25 protein-coding genes, 1 tRNA gene and 1 pseudogene are annotated in these 22425 nt (G+C 62.6%); 22 read left to right on the forward strand and 5 right to left on the reverse strand.

Features of this window, described 5'->3' with window-relative positions:
• Positions 1 to 107: 107 nt before the first annotated feature.
• Positions 108 to 614: a hypothetical protein gene (locus tag BW989_RS01025; RefSeq protein ID WP_425476630.1), complete on the forward strand. Its 507-nt coding sequence runs from the start codon at positions 108 to 110 to the stop codon at positions 612 to 614.
• Positions 615 to 620: 6 nt separating this feature from the next.
• On the opposite strand, the gene BW989_RS01030 is transcribed toward BW989_RS01025, so the two are convergent.
• Together BW989_RS01030 and BW989_RS12865 are read right to left on the reverse strand one after the other, a co-directional pair.
• The gene (locus BW989_RS01030; RefSeq protein WP_076584654.1) at positions 621 to 1328 is read right to left on the reverse strand and encodes an SIMPL domain-containing protein; all 708 of its coding nucleotides are present in this window, start codon (positions 1326 to 1328) and stop codon (positions 621 to 623) included.
• Positions 1329 to 1379: 51 nt separating this feature from the next.
• Positions 1380 to 1511: a hypothetical protein gene (locus BW989_RS12865; RefSeq protein ID WP_278245846.1), complete on the reverse strand. Its 132-nt coding sequence runs from the start codon at positions 1509 to 1511 to the stop codon at positions 1380 to 1382.
• 79 nt (positions 1512 to 1590) lie between these two features.
• Between BW989_RS12865 and BW989_RS01035 the strand changes: the two genes are divergently transcribed.
• The 3 genes from BW989_RS01035 to BW989_RS01045 all read left to right on the forward strand — a co-directional run bounded on the left by BW989_RS01035 (position 1591) and on the right by BW989_RS01045 (position 4438).
• Positions 1591 to 1884 (forward strand): FmdB family zinc ribbon protein, encoded by a 294-nt coding sequence (locus BW989_RS01035; protein WP_076584655.1) that lies wholly within the window; start codon positions 1591 to 1593, stop codon positions 1882 to 1884.
• 272 nt (positions 1885 to 2156) lie between these two features.
• On the forward strand, positions 2157 to 3914 hold the full coding sequence (gene aspS / locus BW989_RS01040; RefSeq protein WP_076584656.1) for an aspartate--tRNA ligase: 1758 nt from the start codon (positions 2157 to 2159) through the stop codon (positions 3912 to 3914).
• Positions 3914 to 4438, forward strand: a complete 525-nt coding sequence (locus BW989_RS01045) for a GNAT family N-acetyltransferase (RefSeq protein ID WP_076584657.1) — start codon at positions 3914 to 3916, stop codon at positions 4436 to 4438. Before aspS ends, BW989_RS01045 begins: the two co-directional genes overlap by 1 nt.
• A 6-nt stretch (positions 4439 to 4444) precedes the next feature.
• Here BW989_RS01045 and BW989_RS01050 read toward each other — a convergent pair whose 3' ends face one another.
• Complete coding sequence (locus tag BW989_RS01050; protein WP_076584658.1) at positions 4445 to 5596, reverse strand: metallophosphoesterase; 1152 nt, start codon at positions 5594 to 5596, stop codon at positions 4445 to 4447.
• A 114-nt stretch (positions 5597 to 5710) separates the two neighbouring features.
• On the opposite strand from BW989_RS01050, the gene BW989_RS01055 reads away from it, so the two are divergent.
• From BW989_RS01055 to BW989_RS01140, 18 genes are all read left to right on the forward strand, one after another.
• Positions 5711 to 6382: an esterase/lipase family protein gene (locus tag BW989_RS01055; protein ID WP_076585231.1), complete on the forward strand. Its 672-nt coding sequence runs from the start codon at positions 5711 to 5713 to the stop codon at positions 6380 to 6382.
• Positions 6383 to 6416: 34 nt separating this feature from the next.
• Positions 6417 to 7133, forward strand: coding sequence for a YebC/PmpR family DNA-binding transcriptional regulator (locus BW989_RS01060; protein ID WP_076584659.1), 717 nt, complete (start codon positions 6417 to 6419; stop codon positions 7131 to 7133).
• 8 nt (positions 7134 to 7141) lie between these two features.
• Entirely contained in the window at positions 7142 to 7669 is a 528-nt protein-coding gene (gene ruvC, locus BW989_RS01065; RefSeq protein ID WP_076584660.1) for a crossover junction endodeoxyribonuclease RuvC, read from the forward strand.
• Between the two features lie 2 nt (positions 7670 to 7671).
• On the forward strand, positions 7672 to 8259 hold the full coding sequence (gene ruvA, locus BW989_RS01070; protein ID WP_076584661.1) for a Holliday junction branch migration protein RuvA: 588 nt from the start codon (positions 7672 to 7674) through the stop codon (positions 8257 to 8259).
• A gap of 38 nt (positions 8260 to 8297) precedes the next feature.
• Positions 8298 to 10238, forward strand: coding sequence for a potassium transporter Kup (locus BW989_RS01075; RefSeq protein WP_076584662.1), 1941 nt, complete (start codon positions 8298 to 8300; stop codon positions 10236 to 10238).
• 64 nt (positions 10239 to 10302) lie between these two features.
• Positions 10303 to 11304: an LLM class flavin-dependent oxidoreductase gene (locus BW989_RS01080; protein ID WP_076584663.1), complete on the forward strand. Its 1002-nt coding sequence runs from the start codon at positions 10303 to 10305 to the stop codon at positions 11302 to 11304.
• A gap of 62 nt (positions 11305 to 11366) precedes the next feature.
• The gene (gene ruvB / locus BW989_RS01085) at positions 11367 to 12404 is read left to right on the forward strand and encodes a Holliday junction branch migration DNA helicase RuvB (RefSeq protein ID WP_076584664.1); all 1038 of its coding nucleotides are present in this window, start codon (positions 11367 to 11369) and stop codon (positions 12402 to 12404) included.
• Positions 12401 to 12814 (forward strand): GNAT family N-acetyltransferase, encoded by a 414-nt coding sequence (locus tag BW989_RS01090; RefSeq protein ID WP_076584665.1) that lies wholly within the window; start codon positions 12401 to 12403, stop codon positions 12812 to 12814. The genes ruvB and BW989_RS01090 overlap by 4 nt, the downstream gene beginning before the upstream one ends.
• A gap of 17 nt (positions 12815 to 12831) precedes the next feature.
• Positions 12832 to 13245: a tol-pal system-associated acyl-CoA thioesterase gene (ybgC, locus tag BW989_RS01095; RefSeq protein ID WP_076584666.1), complete on the forward strand. Its 414-nt coding sequence runs from the start codon at positions 12832 to 12834 to the stop codon at positions 13243 to 13245.
• 11 nt (positions 13246 to 13256) lie between these two features.
• Positions 13257 to 14033: a protein TolQ gene (gene tolQ / locus BW989_RS01100; protein WP_076584667.1), complete on the forward strand. Its 777-nt coding sequence runs from the start codon at positions 13257 to 13259 to the stop codon at positions 14031 to 14033.
• Between the two features lie 6 nt (positions 14034 to 14039).
• Complete coding sequence (tolR, locus tag BW989_RS01105; protein ID WP_083688090.1) at positions 14040 to 14471, forward strand: protein TolR; 432 nt, start codon at positions 14040 to 14042, stop codon at positions 14469 to 14471.
• Positions 14472 to 14517: 46 nt separating this feature from the next.
• Positions 14518 to 15483 carry a cell envelope integrity protein TolA gene (tolA, locus tag BW989_RS01110; protein ID WP_076584668.1) on the forward strand — a complete coding sequence of 322 codons (966 nt, stop codon included), beginning with the start codon at positions 14518 to 14520 and terminating at the stop codon, positions 15481 to 15483.
• A gap of 121 nt (positions 15484 to 15604) precedes the next feature.
• Positions 15605 to 16897 (forward strand): Tol-Pal system beta propeller repeat protein TolB, encoded by a 1293-nt coding sequence (tolB, locus tag BW989_RS01115; protein ID WP_076584669.1) that lies wholly within the window; start codon positions 15605 to 15607, stop codon positions 16895 to 16897.
• A gap of 41 nt (positions 16898 to 16938) precedes the next feature.
• Positions 16939 to 17469, forward strand: coding sequence for a peptidoglycan-associated lipoprotein Pal (pal, locus tag BW989_RS01120; RefSeq protein ID WP_076584670.1), 531 nt, complete (start codon positions 16939 to 16941; stop codon positions 17467 to 17469).
• Between the two features lie 11 nt (positions 17470 to 17480).
• Entirely contained in the window at positions 17481 to 18266 is a 786-nt protein-coding gene (gene ybgF, locus BW989_RS01125) for a tol-pal system protein YbgF (protein ID WP_076584671.1), read from the forward strand.
• Between the two features lie 27 nt (positions 18267 to 18293).
• Positions 18294 to 18968 carry a 7-carboxy-7-deazaguanine synthase QueE gene (gene queE, locus BW989_RS01130; protein WP_076584672.1) on the forward strand — a complete coding sequence of 225 codons (675 nt, stop codon included), beginning with the start codon at positions 18294 to 18296 and terminating at the stop codon, positions 18966 to 18968.
• A complete protein-coding gene (queC, locus tag BW989_RS01135; RefSeq protein WP_076584673.1) occupies positions 18965 to 19663 on the forward strand; it encodes a 7-cyano-7-deazaguanine synthase QueC in 699 nt (232 codons plus the stop codon). Before queE ends, queC begins: the two co-directional genes overlap by 4 nt.
• Before the next feature lie 44 nt (positions 19664 to 19707).
• Positions 19708 to 19783 (forward strand) — tRNA-Lys (locus BW989_RS01140).
• A gap of 31 nt (positions 19784 to 19814) precedes the next feature.
• Here the strand turns inward: BW989_RS01140 and BW989_RS01145 are convergent.
• Together BW989_RS01145 and mgtE are read right to left on the reverse strand one after the other, a co-directional pair.
• Positions 19815 to 21059, reverse strand: a pseudogene (locus tag BW989_RS01145) (TIGR03862 family flavoprotein); the annotation flags it as partial.
• Entirely contained in the window at positions 21056 to 22417 is a 1362-nt protein-coding gene (gene mgtE, locus BW989_RS01150) for a magnesium transporter (RefSeq protein ID WP_076584674.1), read from the reverse strand. The pseudogene BW989_RS01145 and the gene mgtE, both read right to left, overlap by 4 nt.
• Positions 22418 to 22425: the final 8 nt, after the last annotated feature.

Genomic DNA, 22425 nt, shown 5'->3' on the forward strand with positions numbered 1-22425 from the left:
GTGCAGTGATGGACACTTCAAGAATCGCAGTCATCGCCACGTCGTTCATCGGCCTTGCAGCTTGTGCATCCACGCCCACCGAGAGTGCCCCGCCCGTGGATGCTTTCATGGCCCGGATCGCCATGCACTGCGGCAAAGCATATGAAGGCCGCATCATCGCCAATGAGCCTAAGCCCACAACGCCTGACGCCTTCGAAGGCAAGCGATTGGTTATGCACGTGCGTGGCTGCGATGCGCCGATGGGGCGCATTGAGATTCCATTCCACGTGGGAGAAGATCGTTCGCGTACATGGATATTGACGCGCACATCCAGTGGTTTGCGTCTCAAGCATGATCATCGCCACGAAGACGGAAGCCCCGATGACATGACGATGTATGGCGGCGACTCGCGCGGCATCGGTGGCCCGGAGCGTCAGGAGTTTCCCGTTGATGCGGAGTCCATCGCCATGTTCAAGCGTGGCGGGCTCAATGCTTCAGTGGAGAACACTTGGGCGATGGAAATTCATCCGCGAACGTTTGTTTATGAACTTGCGCGCCCGAATGGACGCTTGTTCAAGGTGGAATTTGATCTGACTCGACCAGTTAGTCCGCCGCCCACGCCCTGGGGTTGGTGAGCGGGGTCAATCCTTCAAGAAATACTCAACTGTGGTCACCACGCGGATCTTCTTGATTTGCGGGCTACCGGCATCGCGGTTTTCGATGCTGATGATGCCCTGATTGGCGCTTCGGATACCGCCGATGCGTGCGCCTGAATCCTTGGCGAACTGCTCGGCGGATTTGCGTGCGTTGGCGGTGGCTTCGGCGATCAATGCAGGCTTCACTTCGTTGAGCTGGGTGTAATCGAAGTCGGGGCCGCCGCCTTCCTCGGTATTGAGCATCACGCCCTTGGCAACGATATCGCCACTGCGACGCAGTGCTGCCAGCGCCTCCTTGACCCGGCTCGTGCGCAAAGTGACGCTGTTGGAATAGCGGTAACGCTCCGGCGGACGATTGTCGCCATAGGCATACGTCCAGCGATCTTCCAGTCGCGGAGGACTGACCACGATCTCGTCGTCCTTGAAGCCCGCGCCGGTAAGAAAGTCGCGTATGGCTTTGGTATTGGCATCCAATTGCATCTGCACCATACCCAGTTCATTGCCGCCTACAGTCTGAGAGAGCGGCCACACCACCAGGTCGGCATCCACGATCTTCTCGGCCGAGCCCTTGACCGTCACGTAACGATCAGCGGTGCGGAGCTTGGTCATGCCTTGGGAGGCGAACCAGCCAGCGCCTATCAGGCCGAGGGAGATGACGGCAGCGGCAATCACGGAACGAGTCGGGGCAGGCATGTCGATTCCTTTCGATTCAACGGATGGATGGCAGATTACTGCCGTGAATGTTCACGTCGCCTGAAGCAGTTTGGTCGAGTCGAACAATGCCATCAGCATCAATAAGCCGAGGAAGGCGGCTGCCAGGATCGCGCGCGCGACCAACCACCGGGCGCGCAGCGCACCCCAATCCAGCTGGCGCATGACGGTTTATGCCCCGCGATGCTTGAAACTGAGCCTGTCAGCCCCAGAATAGTCGCTCAACGCGCCAACCGGATTCACCATGCCGATATATGCCTTTGTTTGCGATGCCTGTGGGCACAGCTTCGACCGCCTGCAGAAACTGTCCGATGCAGACCCTGACACCTGCCCTGAATGTGGGGTCAGCGGGCAAATACGCCGGCAGCTGACTGCGCCGTCGTTCCGCCTGGCGGGCGGCGGCTGGTACGAGACCGACTTCAAAAAGGACGGCGACAAGAAGCGCAACCTGGCCGGAGAAGGCGGGGAAGGCGCGAAGAAGAGTGCGGATAGCGCGACGAATTTGGACGCCAAGCCAAAGGGTGCTGCTGCAAGCTGAGGATCAGCCGGTGACCGACAGTACGGGCCACCAACGGACGGTGCGGCAGGAAAACAACGCAACCGGCGCAGCCTTTGAATGTGGTGTTGCGGTAGAGGGCTTCCCGTTTGGGTGCGAAATGCATCGGCCCCCACCGAGCGGCGGATTGGCCATCAGCCGACGCCTAGCCCGTAAGGCCCCGCAAGCAAGCGACGATGGGGCCTGAGGGCAGGGCTCGGGCTAAAATGGACGGCTAGCCGGCTCAAGCCGGTCTGATTGCCACCGGAGCCCCCATGCGTACCCAATTCTGCGGCCTGATCGACGAGTCCCTGATCGGCCAGACCGTCACCCTTTGCGGATGGGTCAATACCAACCGCGTCCAGAGCCACACAGTGTTCACCGACCTGCGCGACCATGAAGGCGTGGCGCAGATCGTCGTGGATTCGGACATGGGCGAGTTGTTCCAGATCGCCAAGGAGTTGGCGCTGGAGAGCTGCGTGCAAGTGACCGGTACGGTGCGTGCGCGTCAGGCTGTGAACGACAAGATCCGCACCGGCAAGGTGGAAGTATTGGCCGAGAAGATCGAGGTGCTGAACAAGGCCGAGCCGCTGCCCTTCCATCACCATGAGAACCCAGGCGAGGACACACGCCTCAAGTACCGTTATCTGGACCTGCGCAGCCCCGACATGCAGCGCAAGATGCGCACCCGCACCAAGCTGGTCAGCGCCCTGCGCCATTGGCTGGATGCGCGCGGCTTCCAGGACATTGAGACGCCCATCCTCACCAAGGCGACGCCGGAGGGTGCACGAGACTTCCTGGTGCCGGCGCGCATGCACGAGGGCGAGTTCTATGCATTGCCGCAGAGCCCGCAGCTGTTCAAGCAGATCCTGATGATGGCGGGCTTCGATCGCTACTACCAGATCGCGCGCTGCTTCCGCGATGAAGCCTTGCGCGCGGACCGCCAGCTGGAATTCACCCAGCTCGACATGGAGTTTGCCTGGGTCGGCGAGCGCGACGTGCAGGACACGGTCGAGGACATGATCCGCGACATCTTCCGTGACGTGGTCGATGTCGAGCTGGCCGCGGAATTCCCACGCATGACCTATGCCGAGGCGATGCGTCGTTATGGTTCCGACAAGCCCGACCTGCGCATCGCGCTGGAGTTGATGGATGTCGCCGAGCTGGTGAAGGACAGCGAATTCACCGTGTTCACGGCCGCCGCCAATGACCCGGATGGCCGTGTCGCGGCGCTGCGCATCCCGGGCGGCGCTTCGCTCAGCCGCAAGCAGATCGACGAATATGCCGCCCACGCCGCCAAGTACGGCGCGAAGGGCTTGGCTTACGTCAAGCTGGACGAGCAAGGCGTGGTGAATTCCCCCATCGCCAAATTCTTCTCGGAAGAATCCTTCGTTGCGCTGCTTGATGCCGTGGGCGTGCGCAATGGCGACATCGCGTTCTTTGGCGCGGGTGCTTACAACAAGGTCTCCGACTTCATGGGCGCGCTGCGTCTGAAGGCCGGCAAGGACTTCAATCTGATCGCCGACGGCTGGGCGCCGCTGTGGATCACCGACTTCCCGATGTTCGAATGGGATGAGGAAGAGGGGCGCTTCGTCGCCTTGCATCATCCCTTCACTGCCCCGGCCGTTGACAGCATCGACGACCTGCGCGCGAATGCGAAGACGGCCGTGTCGCGCGGTTACGACATGGTGCTGAATGGTAACGAGATCGGTGGCGGTTCGATTCGCATCCACAATTCGGCGATGCAGAGCGCGGTGTTTGAGTTGCTCGGCATCGGTGCGGAAGAAGCGGAAGGCAAGTTCGGCTTTCTGCTGGACGCGTTGAAGTACGGTGCGCCGCCGCATGGCGGTATCGCATTCGGCATCGACCGCATCGCGGCATTGATGGCCGGCACCGAGTCGATCCGCGACGTCATCGCCTTCCCGAAGACCACGGGCGCGCAGTGTTTGATGACCGGTGCACCGTCGCCGATCCCGGACGCGCAGTTGGCCGAGGTGCACGTGCAAGTGCGCGAGACAAAGGCGAAGGATTGATGTCGCTACGGATCCGTCGCGCAAGTGCGAGTGATGCCGATGCATTGTCGGCTATCTCGCGCGACACCTTTGTCGAAACGTTCGGGCATCTCTACAAACCCGAAGATCTCGCTTGGCATCTGGACTTCAGCTATGCCGCGGAAAAATACCGTGACGCCCTGGAAGAGCAGGGCGCAGTCGCGTGGCTTCTAGAGGGTGAAGCGGGCGACGTCCAAGGCTATGCCTTCGCCGGCCCCTGCGGTTTGCCGCACGAGGATGTGCAGCCTGGTGATATGGAATTGAAGCGCCTTTACCTGCGTCGTTCGCTGCAGAACGGCGGTTGGGGCGCGAAGTTGTTTGCTGAGGCCGAAGACTGGATGCGTCGCAACGGCCCGGCCGCAATCTGGATTGGCGTGTGGAGCGAAAACCCGGGCGCACAACGTTTCTATGCGCGACATGGGTATGAAAAAGCGGGTGAATATTTCTATCCGGTCGGCGAAGCACGCGACCTGGAATTCATCTTCAAGAAATCACTTGTCGATTGACCAGGCTTAGTCGGGTTCGGGTGCGCCCGGATGCTCGACCAGGGGCGCACGATTGCCATCCAGCAGGCCGCGGCTCAGTTTGCCGTCCTCGATGAAGAGCAGCTCACCGGATTCACCGGCCTTGATGTCGTTCTCGATGGCGATCACGCGCCCACCGTGGAAGCTGCCGACCTGCTTCTGCGTGGTGTGACCGACGACGATGCGCGCGATACCGAGTCTGTCGGTCAGGTCGCGGACTTCCTCGGGCTTGAGTTGGCCATCCAGATAGCCGCGATACCAGATGGGGCTGCGTTTGCCGTCATACAGGCGTGCAGTCACCGGGTCGGCACGCACTTCTTCTTTTGGTTTGCCAAGCGATGCGCGATAGCCCGCATTCGTGCCATCCATGTCGAGTGCAAGCTCAAGATTTTCCGGTGAAATCCCACCATGCAGGAACACCGTGTCGCCTAATTTCAGCATCACCGGGCGCAGGTACAGCCATTCGCCGATCACCGTGTCTTTTGCATACAAGCCATTGACGCTGCGTTTAAGACGTTTGGCGACATCGACATATTTGGGATTCACGTAGCGAACATCGCCTGACAGCACCATCGTCTCGTGGTTGCCCAAGAGGTAATGCACCTCGCCGCCGACCTGGCGTGCCTGGCCTTGCAGTTGCAACAGCAACCAGACGGCTTCGGTGACTTGCGGCCCACGATCGAACACATCGCCGGTGATCACCAAGCGTGCATCCCCCGCTTTCCATCGGCCTTGCTCGTCGATGACGCCATTCGCCTGCAGCAGGCGCACCATCAGCCCGAATTGGCCATGGATGTCGGATATCGCGATGATGCGCTGGCCGCGATAAGGCATGGCATCGGATGTCGCGAAAGCCGGGATGTTGATTGGGTATGGATAGGCACAGCGTGGCGGCAGCGTTTGCTGGCGGACAACGGTTTCACTGATCACCTCGCCATCGCATAGCCACGCCGCTTGCAGCTTGCCTTGTTCGTTGAAGATATAAGGGCCGTCATTTAGAGAGGCGGGGCTCGGGGCTGCTTGTTGCGGTGCTGCGAATGCGCAAGGCGCGAAGAGGCAAGCGAAGAGTGAAAGGCCAAGTCTGCGCAGGCCACCATTGAAGCGTCCGGCTGACGTGGGCAGTGATGTGGGAGAGGTCATCGGGCAGGTTCGCTTCGCTGGATGAGTAGGAAGGTATCGTCGGCACTGGCCTGCGGCAAACCAGATGCAACATCGAATACATGCGTTGCATTGGCTATGCGTCAAGATATACGCATGCGGAAACAACGACCAATCGAAGGCCACGTCCTCCTCCTCCATGGCCTGTGGATGCATGCACCGGCGATGCGTTGGCTTGCCACGCGCCTGAAGAGCCGCGGTTTCGATGCGCGCACACTGGGCTATTACAGCGTGCTGGAGGACAGCGAGCATGCGATCGGGCGGGTGGTGAAGGCCTTGCAAGCTGCGCCAGGCAGCCATGTCGTCGCACATAGCCTGGGCGGGCTGATGGCGTTGGAGGCGGCCAGACGCGTGGCTGCGACTGACATCGGCCGCATTGTCTGTCTTGGCACGCCATTGGCAGGCAGCGGCGCGGCGAACGGCGTGATCCAGCGATTTCCGGCTGGCCGTCGCCTGCTGGGCCAGCATGTGCCGATGTTGTTGGCTGGTGCGGGCCATCTGCCGGAGGATGTCGACGTTGGCGTTATCGCGGGTAGTCGCCGTCGGGGTCTCGGCGGCGTACTGGCGCATTTCAGTGATGACCACGATGGCACGGTGGCGGTGTCCGAGACTCGGCTGGAGGGTTTGACAGACCATATCGTGCTGCCCGCGAGCCATACCGGCCTGATTTTTTCAGATGCCGCGGTGGATCAGGCTGTCGCTTTCCTGCGAAGCGGGCGCTTCGACCACGGGGTCGGTGAGGCAGTGGCCGAGGCCAGCATCGCGTAAAATCAGCACTTTCCAGCCAGACACGACACACACCATGGGACGTGGTCCTTCGATCGAAGCCCGCAAGAATGCGGTCGATGCCCAGCGCGGCAAGATTTTCACCAAGATCATTCGCGAGATCTCCGTCGCGGCGCGCACCGGGGGGGGCGACCCTTCAAGCAATCCACGCCTGCGCAGCGCCGTGGACAAGGGTCTGTCGGTCAATATGACCAAGGATGTCATCGAGCGGGCGATCAAGAAGGCGACGGGCGAGCTGGAAGGCGTCGAATATGAGGAAATCCGTTACGAAGGCTATGCGCCGGGCGGCGTCGCGGTGATCGCCGACTGCCTGACCGACAACCGCGTGCGCACCGTGGCCGAAGTGCGCCACGCGTTCGGCAAGCACGGCGGCAACATGGGTGCGGAAGGCTCGGTCGCCTTCATGTTCAAGAAGCTCGGCGTGTTGAGTTACGACGCGGGTGCCGACGAAGACGCGATTACCGAAGCGGCCATCGACGCTGGCGCGGAGGATGTCGTGGTGTATGACGATGGCGCCATCGACGTGATCACAGCGCCGGAAAATTTTGGCGACGTGAAGGCGGCGATGGAAGCGGCCAATCTTGCGCCGGGTTTTGCCGAAGTCACGATGCGCGCCGACAACGACATTGCCGTCGAGGGCGAGACCGCCGAGCAGGTGCAGAAGCTGCTTGATCGCCTCAACGAACTCGACGACGTGCAGGCGGTGTACAGCAACGCCGAGCTGCCGGCCTGAGCGAGACGTTGTCCACCGTCCGCATCCTCGGCATCGATCCTGGCTCGCAGCGAACAGGCGTGGGTGTAATTGATGTCGCGCCGGATGGCCGCATGGTGCACATCCACCATGCACCGCTGTCGCTGATGAAGGCGGAGGATTTTCCGCAGCGCCTGCGCTTGCTGTTGGATGGTCTATGGGCGCTGATCGAAGAACACAAACCCGACGAAGTCGCCATCGAACAAGTGTTCCTGTCCAACAACGCGATGAGTGCGTTGAAGCTGGGGCAGGCGCGCGGCGCGGCGATCGCTGCGTGCGTGGCGCGTGACTTGAAGGTGGCGGAATACGCAGCAAAAGAAGTGAAGCTCGCGTTGGTAGGCAAGGGCGGCGCGGACAAGGCGCAGGTGCAGCACATGGTGGGCGTGATGTTGAACCTGAAAGGCAAATTGCAGGCGGATGCCGCCGATGCCCTGGCCGTCGCGATCACGCATGCGCATGTGCGCGCGAGCGCTGCGCGGCTGGGCGTAGGCGTGCGACAGGCGTGGGGCAGGAGATAGGCATGATCGGACGGTTGAAAGGCACGCTCATCCACAAACAGCCGCCGTGGCTGGTGATTGACGTGCACGGGGTCGGTTACGAGCTGGAGGCGCCGATGAGCACCTTCTATGACTTGCCTGACGTGGGGCGCGAGGTATCGCTGTTCACGCATTACGCGCAGAAGGAAGACAGCGTGTCGCTGTACGGTTTCCTGAGCGAGGCCGAGCGCCGCCTGTTCCGCGACGTGCAAAAGGTCAGCGGCATCGGCGCGAAGATCGCGCTGGCGGTGTTGTCGGGCGTGTCGGTGGATGAGTTCGCGCGACTGGTGCAGACTTCGGACGTGACCGCGCTCACCCGCATCCCTGGTATCGGCAAGAAGACCGCCGAAAGGATGGTCGTGGAATTGCGTGACCGGGCGGCCGATCTGGCCGGCGGCGTCACCGCGCCGCAGCCCGGCCAGCGCCTGGATCCGTTGTCAGAGGCGATCATCGCCCTGCAGCAATTGGGCTACAAACCGGCCGAAGCCGAGCGCATGGCCAAGAAGGTAGCGGCCGAGGGCGACTCACCCGAATCCATCATCCGCAAGGCCTTGCAGCAAGCGCTTCGGTAGAGGCGTACCATGCGCGGCTTGGCACTGGGGGACCCCCAATGAGTTCAGCTTCCGAAACCGGTTCGTCGTCCTCACACCCGGAGGGCGGACACGGGCATGGCCATGGTTCCGCCGGCCTGGCCGCGTTGGTCGCGGGTGCCGTCGGTGTGGTGTTTGGCGACATCGGTACCAGTCCGCTCTACACCATCAAGGAAATGTTCCATCCGCACTTCGGTCTGGACCCGACCGATGCGGCGACGGTGAAGGGCCTGCTCTCGCTGGGCTTCTGGTCGCTGCTGCTGGTGGTGACGCTCAAGTACGTCATCGTCATCATGCGCGCCGACAACGAGGGTGAGGGCGGCATCATGGCACTCACCGCGCTGGCGCAGCGCAGCCTGAAGAAAGGGTCGCGGCTGAGTTATATCGTCGGCATCCTCGGCATCTTCGGGGCGGCGCTGTTCTTCGGCGACGGCATGATCACGCCGCCGATTACGGTGCTGGGCGCCGTGGAAGGTCTCACCGTTGTGTCTTCCAGCCTTGCCAATTGGGTGGTGCCGATCAGTCTGGTCATCCTGGTCGGGCTGTTTGCCTTCCAGCGCTTTGGTACGGAAAAGGTTGGCAAGATCTTCGGGCCGCTGATGATCGTGTGGTTCCTGGTGCTGGCGGGCTTGGGCATCTACAACATCATCGACAATCCCATCGTGCTGCGCGCCCTCAGTCCGTACTGGGCGATTCGTTTCTTTCTGGACCATGGCTGGCACGCGCTGCTGATCCTCGGCGCGGTGGTGCTGACGGTGACGGGTGGTGAAGCGCTGTATGCCGACATGGGTCACTTCGGCAAGAAGCCGATCCGCTGGGCGTGGTTTGGCTTCGTATTGCCGGCGCTGGTGCTGAACTATTTTGGCCAAGGCGCGGTGCTGCTGGAAAATCCGCGCGCGGTGGAGAACCCCTTCTACATGGCCGCACCGGATTCGCTGCAGATCCCGCTACTGGTGCTGGCGACCTTGGCCGCCACCGTGGCATCGCAAGCGGTGATCACCGGCGCGTTCTCGGTGACACGTCAAGCGATCCAGCTGGGTTATTTGCCGCGTCTGCAGATACGCCACACCTCGCGCGACACCATCGGCCAGATCTATGTGCCGTCGATCAACTGGATGTTGCTGGCGGCCGTCATCGTGCTGGTGCTGGTCTTCCGCAGCTCCACCAACCTCGCCACGGCTTATGGCTTGTCGGTGACGGGCACGATGCTCATCGATACTTTGCTGCTTGCTGTCGTCGCGTACACGCGTTGGCCGGACGCACGCAAGTGGGTGTTGCCATTGTGCGTGATGTTCTTCTTCATCGACATGGCGTTCCTCATCGCCAACGGTGCCAAGCTGTTCTCCGGCATTGGTGCGTGGGTGCCGCTGTTCATCGGCATCACGGCGTTCACGATGATGCGGACCTGGCGTCGCGGCCGCGAATTGCTGCATGAAGCCGTACAAAACCAAGGCATCCAGCTGGAAACGTTCCTTGATGGCTTGATGCTGTCGCCACCTGTGCGCGTGCCGGGCACAGCCATCTTCCTGACCGCCGACAAAGGCGTGGTGCCGCATGCGTTGATGCATAACCTCAAGCACAACAAGGTGCTGCACGAACGCAATGTCTTCCTGACCGTGGACTCGCTCAAAATCCCGTATGCACCGAAGGCCGAGCGACTGAAGATCACCACCATCGGCGATAATTTTTATCGCGTGGTGATCAAGTTCGGTTTCATGGAGCAGCCCGATGTGCCGCAGGCCTTGATGCAGGCAGCGGACTGCAGCGAAATTTGCATCGATCCGATGGAAACCACCTATTTCGCTAGCCGCGAGACCATCGTGGCCAGCGCACATCGCAACATGCCAGTGTGGCGAGACAAATTGTTTGCACTGATGCACCGCAATGCAGCACCAGCGACGGGGTTCTTCCGGATTCCCGGCAACCGCATCGTGGAGCTGGGCACTCAGGTACAGATCTAGCCCCGGGGTGAATACCGGGGCCGTTGCGCTTGAATCCGGGTGCCTTCGGCATCATCTGTAGGGGATGAATAGCATCCCCTTTTCCTTGCTCGATCTAGCCCCGGTCACCGAAGGCAGTACGCCCGCGCAGGCATTCGCCAACTCACTCGAGCTGGCACAGCATGCCGAAGCGCTGGGTTACACCCGCTACTGGCTGGCCGAGCATCACAACATGCCGGGCATCGCCAGTGCAGCCACCGCGGTTCTGATTGGACATATCGCCAGTGGCACGTCCACGATTCGCGTGGGTGCGGGTGGGGTGATGTTGCCCAACTCGGCGCCGCTGCAAGTCGCCGAGCAGTTCGGCACCCTGGCATCGCTGCACCCCGGCCGCATCGATCTGGGGCTGGGGCGCGCGCCGGGTACCGATCAAGCCACGGCGCGCGCGTTGCGTCGATACTACGAAGGCGCTGAGGCTTTTCCGCAGGATGTGCAGGAATTGCTGCATTACTTCGAGCCCGTGCAGCCCGGACAGGCTGTGCAAGCCGTGCCCGGTGCGGGTCTGGACGTGCCGGTGTGGATATTGGGCTCCAGCCTGTTCGGTGCGCGTCTGGCGGCGGCGCTGGGTCTGCCTTATGCGTTCGCCTCACACTTTGCGCCGGCGGCGCTCAGCGAAGCGTTGGCTGTGTATCACCGCGATTTCCAGCCATCCGCACGTCTCAAACAGCCGTATGCGATGCTGGCGTTGAACGTGATCGGTGCCGACAGTCGCGCCGAGGCCGAGCGCCTGTTCACGACGCAACAGCAGGCCTTTGTGCGCCTGCGACGTGGTGCGCCGGGCCTTGTCCCGCCGCCTATCGACGACATCGAGGCATTTTGGACACCCGCCGAAAAGGCGATGGTGAGTGAGGCCCTGGCCTGCAGCGTGGTGGGCGATCCCGCGGATCTACGCGAAGGCTTGGCTGCCTTCATCGACCGCCATCGCCCGAATGAAGTGATGTTTGCCGGCAACGTCTTCGACATGCAGGCGCGCAAGCACTCCTTCGCGCTGGCAAGTCGAGCTATGCAGGCTATCAGTCCAGCGTAATCGCCGCGGGCGTGAACCATCGGGCCATGCCCGCAGGTGCGGCGACATGCGAACATAGCCGCATGGATGAAGACCGCCTGATCGCGCCCGTTGCCACCCGCGAAGACGATGCTGTTGATGCCAGCCTGCGTCCGAAGCGGCTGGCCGATTACCTTGGCCAGCAGCCGGTCAAGGAGCAGATGCAGATCTATATCGATGCGGCGAAAGGTCGAAGTGAGGCGCTGGATCATGTGCTGATCTTCGGGCCGCCGGGCCTGGGCAAGACGACGCTCTCGCATGTCATCGCCAACGAGCTCGGGGTCAGCCTGCGCGTGACCAGCGGGCCGGTGATCGAGCGGGCGGGCGACTTGGCCGCGCTGCTGACCAATCTGCAGCCGCATGATGTCCTCTTCATCGACGAAATCCATCGCCTCTCGCCCGTGGTCGAGGAAGTGCTGTACCCGGCGATGGAAGACTTCCAGATCGACATCATGATCGGCGAAGGCCCCGCCGCGCGTTCCATCAAACTGGACCTGCCGCCCTTCACCTTGGTCGGTGCCACCACGCGCGCGGGCTTGCTCACCGCGCCGCTGCGTGACCGCTTCGGCATCGTGCAACGGCTGGAGTTCTACAGTGCCGATGAACTTGCGCACATCGTGAAACGTTCGGCGCAGATCCTTGGCATCCAATGTGTGGACGAAGGTGCGGCCGAGATCGCGCGTCGTGCACGCGGAACGCCGCGCATCGCCAATCGTTTACTGCGTCGCGTGCGTGATTACGCCCAGGTGCGCGCCGGCGGCGTGATCAATGGCGAAGTCGCTTCCGCTGCCATGCAGATGTTGAAGGTGGACCCGGAAGGTTTTGATGATCTGGACCGGCGCCTATTGCACCTCATCATCGAGAATTTCGATGGCGGGCCGGTGGGCGTGGAATCCCTCGCCGCGGCGCTCTCGGAAGAGCGCGGCACGTTGGAAGACGTGATCGAACCGTATCTGATTCAACAAGGCTTCCTCGTGCGCAGCGCGCGTGGGCGCATGGCCACGCACAAGGCGTATCGGCACATGGGCTTCAAGCCGAAATCACGAGAGGCAAGCCTGTTCGACGAGGAATCATCCTCATGAGTTTTACTCTGCACACGCGCACGGCTGACATCGGCACCTATCGCCATCTGCGCCGCGAGGCCGGTCTCAGCCCGAAGACCACCGAAGCCGCGGCCATCGGTCTGCCCAATAGTCTGTTTGCGGTGCAGGTATTCGATGGCGAAATCGTCGTCGGCATGGGCCGCGTCATTGGCGATGGCGGGCTGTTTTTCCAGGTGGTCGATATCGCGGTGTTGCCTGCGTATCAAGGCCAGGGCCTGGGTAAGCAAATCATGGCCGCGATCAGTGACTGGCTGCGCGCCAACGTGCCGGAATCTGGGTTCGTCAGTCTTCTGGCCGATGGCGAGGCACAGCATCTCTACGCGCACTACGGCTTCGTGCCTACCGCGCCTGCATCCATCGGGATGCGCTATCAGCCCGAGGTGAATTGAGCGGATGCAGCATCGACATGACTGATTCCTTCGACTTCCAGCACCCCGTTCGCGTGTATTGGGAAGATACCGATGCGGGCGGTGTGGTTTATCACGCGCAATATTTGGCCTTCATGGAGCGCGCCCGCAGCGAATGGATGCGTGCCATTGGCTTTGGCCAGGAAGCGCTGCGCGAAGCCAATCTCTGCTTCGTCGTGCGATCGATGAACATCGACTTCCGCATGCCGGCCAGACTGGATGATTGGCTTTCAGTCAGCGTGTGTCTTGCACAATGCCGCGGTGCCAGTCTGGTGATCACGCAGGAAGTGCGTCGCGGCGAGGAGTTGCTGGTCGGTGCGAAGGTGCGAGTCGCCGCCGTGTCCGCTGATCGCTTCCGTCCGGTGCCGATCCCCGAGGCCGTGCTGGCACGGCTCAAACCCGAATCCCCCTGAAGGAAGTCCGGATGTCGCTTTCGACCGCAGTTTTGCAAGTCACCACCCAATCGCTGGACCCCGCACCGGTGGAAGTTGCTGCGCAGACCGCCGCGCCCGCTGCTGCGCAAGCCCCGGGTGGCGACCTCGACATGCTGCAGCTGGTGTTGCATGCCTCCCTGCCGGTGCAGTTGGTGATGGTGCTGCTGCTGCTGGCATCGATCGCCTCGTGGATCATCATCATCCGCAAGAAAAAAGTGCTGGATCGCGCACTACGCGAAGCCGATTCCTTCGAGGAACGCTTCTGGTCGGGCAGTGAGCTCGGCAAGTTGTACGACTCAGCCAGCCGCAGCCAGGAAGGCGGCATGGAGGCGATCTTCGAAGCGGGCTATCGCGAGTTTCATAAATCGCGCAATCGCCGCGCGGCCGAAGACGGCCGCCTGCAGCTGGAAGCCGCGCAGCGCGCGATGCGTGCGACGGCCTCGCGCGAGATTGATGGATTGGAGCAGAATCTCGAATTCCTGGCCAACGTCGGTTCGATCAGCCCTTACGTCGGCCTGTTCGGCACCGTGTGGGGCATCATGATTTCGTTCCAGGGTCTGGCCAACGTGAAGGAAGCGACCATCGCTACGGTCGCACCGGGTATTTCCGAAGCCTTGATCGCGACCGCCATGGGCCTGTTCGCCGCCATCCCTGCGGTGTGGGCGTACAACCGCTACGCGACCAAAGTGGAGCGTGTCAGCGTGAAGTACGACGCGTTCTCCGAAGAGTTCTCCTCCATCCTGCAGCGCCAGGCGCAGGCGGACTGAGGTCGGATGACGATGAGCAGCCGTCGCCACAAGAAACGCAAGCTCAAGGCCGAAATCAACGTCGTGCCCTACATCGACGTGATGCTGGTGCTGTTGATCATCTTCATGGTCACCGCGCCGCTGCTGAACCTGGGCGTGGATATCGACTTGCCGCAATCCACCGCCAAGTCCATCCAGAGCAAGGAAGACCCGGTCATCGTCAGCGTGGATCGCGGCGGACGTCTCTTCCTGACCCTGCAGGGTGATGCCAACCGCGAAGTGACGCGTGATGAAATGGTGGCGAAGGTCAAAGCCTTCGTTAGCCAGCGTCCCAACGTGCCGGTCTACGTGGCGGGCGATGCGAATGCGCCGTACCAGACCGTCTACGATGTGCTGAGCACCTTGCAGACCGATGCGGGTGTTGCGCGTGCAGGCCTGATGAGCACGCCGACGAAATGATCGCGATGCGCGCCAAACAGCGGCGCACCGAGGTAGGTGCCGCCGGATGAAGGAAACCCGCGCCGACAACCTGCAGTCGTTCGCGTTGGCCGTGCTGCTGCACGTGTTGCTGTTCGGCTTGGTGTTCATCGGTTTGCGCTGGACGCGCGAGAACGCCGAACCTGCAGGCGGCGGCCCGCCGGTCGAAGCTGAAATGGTCGATGCCGGCAGTCTGTCCGCGAAGATGCAGGATGCATTGGCATCCCGTTTGGAAACACCGACGCCAACTGAAACGCCGGTAGAAGACACCGCCTTGCCGGAAGCGTTGGAGGAGGAGGTCGTGCCACCTCCGCCGCAGCCCTTGCCGGAGCCCGAGCCGCAGGACGCGACCACACCGCCGCAATCGGCGCCTGAGATGCCGCAGGCCAAGCCCGATACCCGAGACCAGGACGAAGCCCGCCGCGATGCGCTCAGCAAAGAGACCCGCGAGCGCGAACAGGAAGCCCTGCGCCGCGAGCGCCAGATCGAGCTGCAGAAAGAACAGCAGCAACAAGCTGCCGAAGAGAAGAAGCGCCTGGCGGCGCAGCAGAGGGCGGATGCCGATGCCAAAGCCAAGCAGGACGCCGAGGCCAAGAAGAAGCGCGCCGCGGCGCTCGCTGCACAGCGTGAGCAACAATTGGCGGATGCCAAGGCCCGTGCCGGTGCCACGGCCGCATCCAACCCTGGTCCCGCGACGGGCGCAGGGCAGGGCAAGGACACCCGCGCCGAGTGGCTGGCCTTGATCGCCGGGGAGATCGAACGCCAATGGCGACGTCCGGATGACATCCCGCGTGGGCAGAAATGCCCCATCCGTATCAAGCTGTTGCCGGGGGGAGAGGTGCTGTCGGCCGAGGTGCAGCCTGGCTGTCCGTACAGCGAGGCCAACCAGCGCACGGTCGAGGCCGCGGTGAAGAAAGCCAGCCCATTGCCGCTGAAAGGCAACGAGGACCTGCGTCTGCGCGACTTCGTGGTGAACTTCTACCCGTCGCGTTGATCTACTTCGCGGCTTGATTTGTCTGGCCTGCGAGCTTCATGACGATAGGCTGAACTCCTTATTCAGCCAAAGGCCCGACCCGCGTTAACCTTGTTGCAACTGCCACTGTCCCCCGACCTGCATGGCCATTGCCTCTTTCAAACGCATCCTGTTCATCTTTTTGGCGCTTTGTTTCTCCAGCTTGGCCCACGCCCAACAGGCCGAAGTCGATCTGGTGGGTGGCCGCGACGCCGCCACCCCGATTGCCGTGGTGCCTTTCAGTGGCGACAAAGGCGGCGAGATGGCTTCGATCATCAGCGCTGACTTGGCGCGTTCTGGCCAATTCCGTACTTTGCCCGAAGGCGACATGGCCGAGCGCCCGACCGCCTCCGGCGAGGTCAACTATCCGTTCTGGCGCACGCTGGGGCAGGATTACCTCTTGGTCGGTCGGGTCACCGGCGACCTCACTGTCCAATACGAATTGTTTGATGTCGCCCGTCAGCAGCGCTTGATCGGTTTGATCAAGAGCGGTCCTGGCACGGCGCTTCGCGACATCGCCCACCAGATCGCCGACGAGGTGTACGAGAAGGTCACCGGCGTGCGCGGCGCATTCTGGACCCGCGTGGCCTATGTCAGCGTGCAGGGCCTGGGCAAATCCGCCAAGTTCAACATCATGGTGGCCGATGCCGATGGCCATGGTGCCCGTAGTGTGGCCAGCTCCAATTCGCCACTGATGTCGCCGACTTGGAGCCCGGATGGCCGCAAGTTGGCTTATGTCAGCTTCGAGAGTGGCAATTCCGCCATTTATGTGCAGGACCTGGCCGGTGGTCAGCGCGAGCGCGTCGCGGCCTTTGCCGGCATCAACAGCGCGCCGTCGTTCTCGCCCGATGGCGGACGCCTGGCGATGACCTTGTCCAAGAGCGGCAACCCCGAGATCTACGTGATGGATCTGGGCAGTAAGTCGCTGACCCAGGTGACCAATCAATCCGGCATCGACACGGCAGCGACCTGGAGCGCCGATGGTGGCTCGCTCTACTTCACCTCCGATCGCGGTGGTCGCCCGCAGATCTACCGCGCCTCGCCCAATGGTGGCGGCGCAACCCGCATCAGCTTTGACGGCGGTTACAACGCCGATGCCACCGTGTCTTCGGATGGCAAGAAGATCGCCGTGGTGCAAGGTAGTGGTAACAGTTACCGCGTCGCCCTGATCGACTCAAGCCTTGGCAGCGCGCGCTGGAGCCTGCTCTCGCCGGGCTCGCTGGATGAATCTCCCAGCTTTGCGCCGAACGGCAGCATGGTCGTCTACGCGGGCCGTGAGGGCGCGCGTGGCGGCCTGTATGTCGTTTCCGCCGATGGCCGCGTGCGCGAGCGCCTGCCTGCGGGTGGTGGTGATGTGCGCGACCCGTCATGGTCGCCGTATCGCCAGATTCGCTGATCGATCCAAACCTCGACCTATTTCGACGAAAGGAGAAACCGATGCATCCGATCCCCAAGCTCGTTCTCGCCGCGATGCTGTGCACCAGCGTCGTCGCTTGCTCCAAGAAGGTAAAGGAAACCCCGCCGCCGCCCGCCACCGACACCGGTGCCAACACCAGCGGCACGGGTGAGCCCGCGCCTTACACCCCCGCACCTGGCGCTTATACCGCCGCCGACCTGGACCGTGACAGCTGCCTGCGCATCCGTGCGTTCTACTTCGATCTAGACAGCGATAACGTCAAGCCGGAATCGCAGAACGCCATCCTCTGCCACGCCAAGTATCTGCGTGACCGCCCAATGGCGCGCCTGACCCTGGAAGGCAACACGGACGAGCGCGGCAGCCAGGAATACAACCTCGCGCTGGGCGAGCGCCGTGGTAATTCTGTTGCCCAGGCCCTGCAGGCTCAGGGTGCGTCCAGCAGCCAGATCACCGTCGTCAGCTTTGGCGAAGAGCGTCCGCAGTGCCGTGAAGCCGGTGAAGCTTGCTGGTCGCAGAACCGCCGCGCCGACCTCAACTACACGGTGCCCTGAGGGTCAATACGATGAAAGTGCATTCGCTCCTGCTCTTGCCCGTGCTTGCCCTGGGTTTGATGTCGCCGTCCGGCGCGGAGGCCCAGCGTCGACAAAGTGTGGCTGACCGCGTGGCCGCGCTAGAGCAGCAGGCAAATGCACCTTCTCCAACACTTGAGCTGCTGAGGCAGATCGAAGCTTTGCGCGCGGAGGTCAACAGCTTGCGCGCGCAACTGGAAGAGCAGCAGCACCAGACCGAGCAAGCCGCCAACTCGGCGCGCACGCAATATCTGGATGTCGATGCCCGACTCCAGCGCTTGGAGGCGGCCAGCCAGCCGCCACCGGTGCTGGACCTGCCCGGCGATGCACCGGTCGAAGCGGCTCCTGCCGATGGCGCAGGCGCAGCAGCCAACCCGCCCGGCAAGCCGGTACCTGCGACCGCTGACGAAAAGGCCGCCTACGACGCGGCTCTCAACGCACTCAAGGCGGCCCAGTACGCCGATTCCGCGCGTCAATTCGGTGATTTCCTTGCCCGTTACCCCAATGGCCCCTACGCGCCGAACGCGCTTTACTGGCTGGGCGAAAGCTACTACGTGACCGAGAACTACCCGCTCGCCGCCGAACAATTCCGAGAGCTTGTGCAGCGTTACCCCGCCCACGACAAGACCCCGGGCGGGATGCTGAAGCTGGGCCTGTCGCAGCTGGGCATGAAGCAGAACTCCGAGGGCCGTGCGACCTTGCAGGCCGTGGTCAAGCAGTACCCCGGCAGCGATGCCGCACGCACTGCCCAGCAACGGCTGAGCCCGCCCAAGTCCTGACCGAAGGCAACGCGGTAAAATTGCCGCATGAATCTGATTGACGACACATCCGCCCCGGTGGCGGATCGCTTGCGTATCACCGAAATTTTTTGCTCGCTGCAGGGCGAGGCGCGTGCGGCCGGCTGGCCGACTGTGTTCGTGCGCCTGACCGGCTGCCCGCTGCGCTGCAGTTATTGCGATACCGCCTATGCCTTCCATGGGGGCGAGTGGCGCGACATCGACGCTATCGTCGAAGAGGTCCAGAGCCACGGCGTGCGCCACGTCTGCGTGACGGGCGGCGAGCCGCTGGCGCAGAAGCGTTGCATCACGTTGTTGTCCAAGTTGTGTGACGCCGGCTTCGAAGTGTCGCTGGAAACCTCAGGTGCGATCGACATCAGCGAGGTCGATGTACGCGTCAGTCGCGTTGTCGACATCAAGACGCCGGGGTCGCTGGAAGTCGCGCGTAATCGTTGGGAAAACCTGCCGCTGCTGACCCCACACGACCAAGTGAAGTTCGTGATCTGCTCGCGTGAAGATTACGACTGGGCGAAGGATGTTGTTGCCGAGCATGGTTTGGCCCATCGCTGCGATGTGCTGTTCTCCCCCAGCTATACGCAAGTCGCGCCGCGCGAGCTGGCCGACTGGATCGTCGAAGACCGTCTGCCGGTGAAGTTTCAGATGCAGCTGCACAAACAGTTGTGGGGCGAGGAGCAGGGGCGATGAGCGAAGTGAGCAAGCGCGCGGTAGTACTGGTCTCCGGCGGCATGGACTCGGCCGTGGTCGCAGCGATCGCGCGTGCAGAGGGGTTTGATGTTTATGCCTTGTCGGTCGCCTACGGTCAGCGCCATCAATCGGAATTGGCTGCCGCCCAGCGCGTCGCAGTGATGACCGGTGCCACGCAGCACAAGACGGTCGATGTCGATCTGCGCTCGATCGGCGGCTCCGCCCTGACCGATGTCATCGATGTGCCAACCGACGAGGATGGCCACAAGATCGGTACGGGCGACATCCCCAGCACCTACGTTCCGGCGCGCAATACCATCATGTTGTCGGTGGCGCTGGGTTGGGCCGAAGTGCTGGGGGCGAAGGACATTTTCTGCGGCGTCAACGCCGTGGACTACTCGGGCTACCCCGACTGCCGTCCGGCTTTCATCGAGGCCTTTGAGCGGCTGGCCAACCTCGCCACCAAAACCGGGGTCGAAGAGGGCGGTTTGCGTGTACAGGCGCCGCTGATGTCGATGACCAAGGCAGACATCGTGCGTGAGGGCGTGCGTCTGGGCGTGGACTTCGCACAGACGGTCAGCTGCTATCAGGCCGATGCCGAAGGCCGCGCCTGTGGGCACTGCGATGCCTGTCTTCTGCGCGCGCAAGGATTCGATGAGGCGGGTATCGCCGACAACACGCGTTACATCGGGTAGAATGCGCGTCCCGGCGCGATGTCGGGGCGTTTAGCGACGCATGTGGGCCGTTAGCTCAGTCGGTAGAGCAGTTGACTTTTAATCAATTGGTCGATGGTTCGAATCCATCACGGCCCACCATCTTCTCCTGACCTATCTCGCGTGGTGGATTGCCGGCGGACAGCCACGTCACGGCTCCGAGCCCGGCGCGCAGCCCGCTGGCGAAGCATGCTTGCAGCAGATAGCCGCCGGTCGGCGCTTCCCAATCCAGCATTTCGCCGGCGCAGAAGACGCCAGGCATCGCCTCAAGCATTAGTGCATCGTCGAGTGCTTCGAGTCGCACACCGCCTGCCGTGCTGATGGTTTCGGCAATGGGGCGAGGGCGAAGGAGCCTCAGCGGCAGGCGCTTGATCGTCTTCGCAAGCAAGTCGATGTCGCTACCGGCATCGCGACCCAACACTTCAAACACGAGCGCGATCTTCGCCGCATCCAGCCCGGCTTGACGGCGCAGGTGATCGCCCAGGCTGCGCTTGCCGCGTGGCTTGTCGAGCGCTTCGCGCAGGCGCTCCGCGTCACGGCCGGGTGCCAAATCGAGCCAGAGCATCGCCTCACCATCCCGCGCAATCGCAGCGCGCAAGTCGGCCGAGATCGCATAGATCACGCTGCCCTCGATGCCCGTCTCGGTGAGCACGCATTCGCCTTGCAGGGAGTGTTCGATGCCGTTGGCATCCTGCCAATGTGCGATCACCGGCTTCAACGGACTTCCCGCAAAGCGTTCGGAGACGTGGGTGCTCCAGTCGATATCGAAGCCGCAGTTGGCAGGCTGCAGAGGCGCGATGTCGATGCCGGCTGCCTGCATCGGCCTGACCCAGGCGCCATCGCTGCCGAGCTGCGGCCAGCTGCCACCGCCCATTGCGAGGATGGTGGCAGGGGCATCTATGCGTCGCTCGCCTTCGGGCGTGTTGAAGCGCAACGCGCCCGCATCGTCCCAGCCCAGCCAGCGATGCTGTACGTGAAAGCGCACGCCGGATTCGCGCAGGCGCCTCACCCATCCGCGCAGCAGCGGCGCTGCCTTGCGATCATTCGGAAACACGCGGCCGGAGCTGCCTACATAAGTGTCGATGCCGAATCCGCCTGCCCATGCACGCAACGCATCCGCATCGAAACCATCCAGCCATTCACCGACTTCGCGCGCACGTTCGCGATAGCGCGCGTCGAACGCGGGTCGCGGCTCGGAATGGGTGAGGTTGAGGCCGCCTTTGCCCGCGATCAGGAACTTTCGCCCAACCGAACCCATCGCATCGAACAGATCCACTTCGATGCCGGCTGCACGCACGGTCTGCGCGGCCATCAAACCGGCCGGGCCACCACCGATGATGACGATGCTAGGCAGCTGCGCGGTCAGGCCTGTGCTCACTGCAGCAGGATCAGCGTGGCCAGGCCAAGGAAGGTGAGGAAGCCGAGCGTATCGGTGACGGTGGTGAGGATGACGCCACCGGCGAGTGCGGGATCAAAGCCGAAGCGTTTGAGCGTCACCGGCACCAGCACGCCGCCCAGCGCGGCAAAAGTGAAATTCATGGTCAACGCGATGGCGATCACCGCCGCAAGTGCGGGGTTGCGGAACCACACCAGCACCACCAGGCCCAAGACGATGCCGAGGATGAGGCCGTTGATCACTGCGACACGCACTTCCTTCCACACCAGCGTGGGGATATTGCTAGAGGCGATCTGGCCCAGTGCGATGCCGCGCACCATCAGCGTCAACACCTGTGTGCCGGCGTTGCCACCCATGCCGGCGATGATCGGCATGAGGACTGCGAGCGCGGTGAGCTGCTGGATCGAGCCTTCGAAGCGACCCACGACCGAGGCCGCGAGGAACGCCGTGAGCAGGTTTACGCCCAGCCAGATCAGACGACGGCGAAACGCGCGGCTGACCGGTGAGAACAGATCCTCGTCTTCGTCCAGACCCGCGGCCGACAAGGCCTGGTGCTCGGCCTGGTCGCGGATGATGTCGACCACGTCATCGATGGTGATACGGCCGAGGAGCACGTTGCCGTCATCGACCACGGGCGCGGACACCCAGTCATTGTCGGAGAAGCGACGCGCAACTTCTTCGCTGGAGTCATCGACGTGGATCGATTCCAGCTCGTCATCGATCAACTGGTTCACCGGCGTGCCGGCTTCGTGGGTGACGAGGTCCTGCAGCGCGACCCACCCCATCAATTGGTGGCGTTTGTTGACGACGTAGAGATGGTCGGTGTTGTCGGGCAGCTCCCCGCGCAGGCGCAGGTAGCGCAGCACTACATCGACGCTGGTGTCGGCGCGCACAGTGACCACTTCCGGGTTCATCAAACGACCGGCGGTGTCCTCGTCGTAGGACAGCACCTGTTCCAGGCGCTCGCGATTCTCGCGGTCCATCGACTTCAGCACTTCGTCGATCACCGTGTCTGGCAGGTCTTCGACCAGATCCGCCAAGTCATCGATGTCGAGGTCTTCGACCGCCGCGACCAGCTCGTCCTGGTCCATTTCCGCGATCAGGCTCTCGCGCACCTCGTCGCCAACGTGGACCAGCACTTCGCCGTCATCGGCTGGATCAACCAGGCCCCAGACCACGCTGCGCTTGGCCGGTGGCAGCGATTCCAACAGGTTGCCGATTTCCGCCGCCGACAACGCATTGACCATGCGGCGTACCGGACCCAGGCGCCCACTGTCCAGCGCGTCCGAGAGCAGACGCAGCTGGCGCACGGTTTTGTCGTGGCGGATGGCTTCGGCCATGGCACGGT

This window comes from Solilutibacter tolerans (assembly GCF_900155935.1).
GTDB lineage: Bacteria > Pseudomonadota > Gammaproteobacteria > Xanthomonadales > Xanthomonadaceae > Solilutibacter > Solilutibacter tolerans.

What these genes read in the sequence shown, in the direction of transcription:
- BW989_RS01025 (WP_425476630.1), top strand. Translation starts at nt 108, where the DNA reads ATGGCCCGGATCGCCATGCACTGCGGCAAAGCATATGAAGGCCGCATC.
- BW989_RS01030 (WP_076584654.1), bottom strand. Translation starts at nt 1,328, where the DNA reads ATGCCTGCCCCGACTCGTTCCGTGATTGCCGCTGCCGTCATCTCCCTC.
- BW989_RS12865 (WP_278245846.1), bottom strand. Translation starts at nt 1,511, where the DNA reads ATGCGCCAGCTGGATTGGGGTGCGCTGCGCGCCCGGTGGTTGGTCGCG.
- BW989_RS01035 (WP_076584655.1), top strand. Translation starts at nt 1,591, where the DNA reads ATGCCGATATATGCCTTTGTTTGCGATGCCTGTGGGCACAGCTTCGAC.
- aspS (WP_076584656.1), top strand. Translation starts at nt 2,157, where the DNA reads ATGCGTACCCAATTCTGCGGCCTGATCGACGAGTCCCTGATCGGCCAG.
- BW989_RS01045 (WP_076584657.1), top strand. Translation starts at nt 3,914, where the DNA reads ATGTCGCTACGGATCCGTCGCGCAAGTGCGAGTGATGCCGATGCATTG.
- BW989_RS01050 (WP_076584658.1), bottom strand. Translation starts at nt 5,596, where the DNA reads ATGACCTCTCCCACATCACTGCCCACGTCAGCCGGACGCTTCAATGGT.
- BW989_RS01055 (WP_076585231.1), top strand. Translation starts at nt 5,711, where the DNA reads ATGCGGAAACAACGACCAATCGAAGGCCACGTCCTCCTCCTCCATGGC.
- BW989_RS01060 (WP_076584659.1), top strand. Translation starts at nt 6,417, where the DNA reads ATGGGACGTGGTCCTTCGATCGAAGCCCGCAAGAATGCGGTCGATGCC.
- ruvA (WP_076584661.1), top strand. Translation starts at nt 7,672, where the DNA reads ATGATCGGACGGTTGAAAGGCACGCTCATCCACAAACAGCCGCCGTGG.
- BW989_RS01075 (WP_076584662.1), top strand. Translation starts at nt 8,298, where the DNA reads ATGAGTTCAGCTTCCGAAACCGGTTCGTCGTCCTCACACCCGGAGGGC.
- BW989_RS01080 (WP_076584663.1), top strand. Translation starts at nt 10,303, where the DNA reads ATGAATAGCATCCCCTTTTCCTTGCTCGATCTAGCCCCGGTCACCGAA.
- ruvB (WP_076584664.1), top strand. Translation starts at nt 11,367, where the DNA reads ATGGATGAAGACCGCCTGATCGCGCCCGTTGCCACCCGCGAAGACGAT.
- BW989_RS01090 (WP_076584665.1), top strand. Translation starts at nt 12,401, where the DNA reads ATGAGTTTTACTCTGCACACGCGCACGGCTGACATCGGCACCTATCGC.
- ybgC (WP_076584666.1), top strand. Translation starts at nt 12,832, where the DNA reads ATGACTGATTCCTTCGACTTCCAGCACCCCGTTCGCGTGTATTGGGAA.
- tolQ (WP_076584667.1), top strand. Translation starts at nt 13,257, where the DNA reads ATGTCGCTTTCGACCGCAGTTTTGCAAGTCACCACCCAATCGCTGGAC.
- tolR (WP_083688090.1), top strand. Translation starts at nt 14,040, where the DNA reads ATGACGATGAGCAGCCGTCGCCACAAGAAACGCAAGCTCAAGGCCGAA.
- tolA (WP_076584668.1), top strand. Translation starts at nt 14,518, where the DNA reads ATGAAGGAAACCCGCGCCGACAACCTGCAGTCGTTCGCGTTGGCCGTG.
- tolB (WP_076584669.1), top strand. Translation starts at nt 15,605, where the DNA reads ATGGCCATTGCCTCTTTCAAACGCATCCTGTTCATCTTTTTGGCGCTT.
- pal (WP_076584670.1), top strand. Translation starts at nt 16,939, where the DNA reads ATGCATCCGATCCCCAAGCTCGTTCTCGCCGCGATGCTGTGCACCAGC.
- ybgF (WP_076584671.1), top strand. Translation starts at nt 17,481, where the DNA reads ATGAAAGTGCATTCGCTCCTGCTCTTGCCCGTGCTTGCCCTGGGTTTG.
- queE (WP_076584672.1), top strand. Translation starts at nt 18,294, where the DNA reads ATGAATCTGATTGACGACACATCCGCCCCGGTGGCGGATCGCTTGCGT.
- queC (WP_076584673.1), top strand. Translation starts at nt 18,965, where the DNA reads ATGAGCGAAGTGAGCAAGCGCGCGGTAGTACTGGTCTCCGGCGGCATG.
- mgtE (WP_076584674.1), bottom strand. Translation starts at nt 22,417, where the DNA reads ATGGCCGAAGCCATCCGCCACGACAAAACCGTGCGCCAGCTGCGTCTG.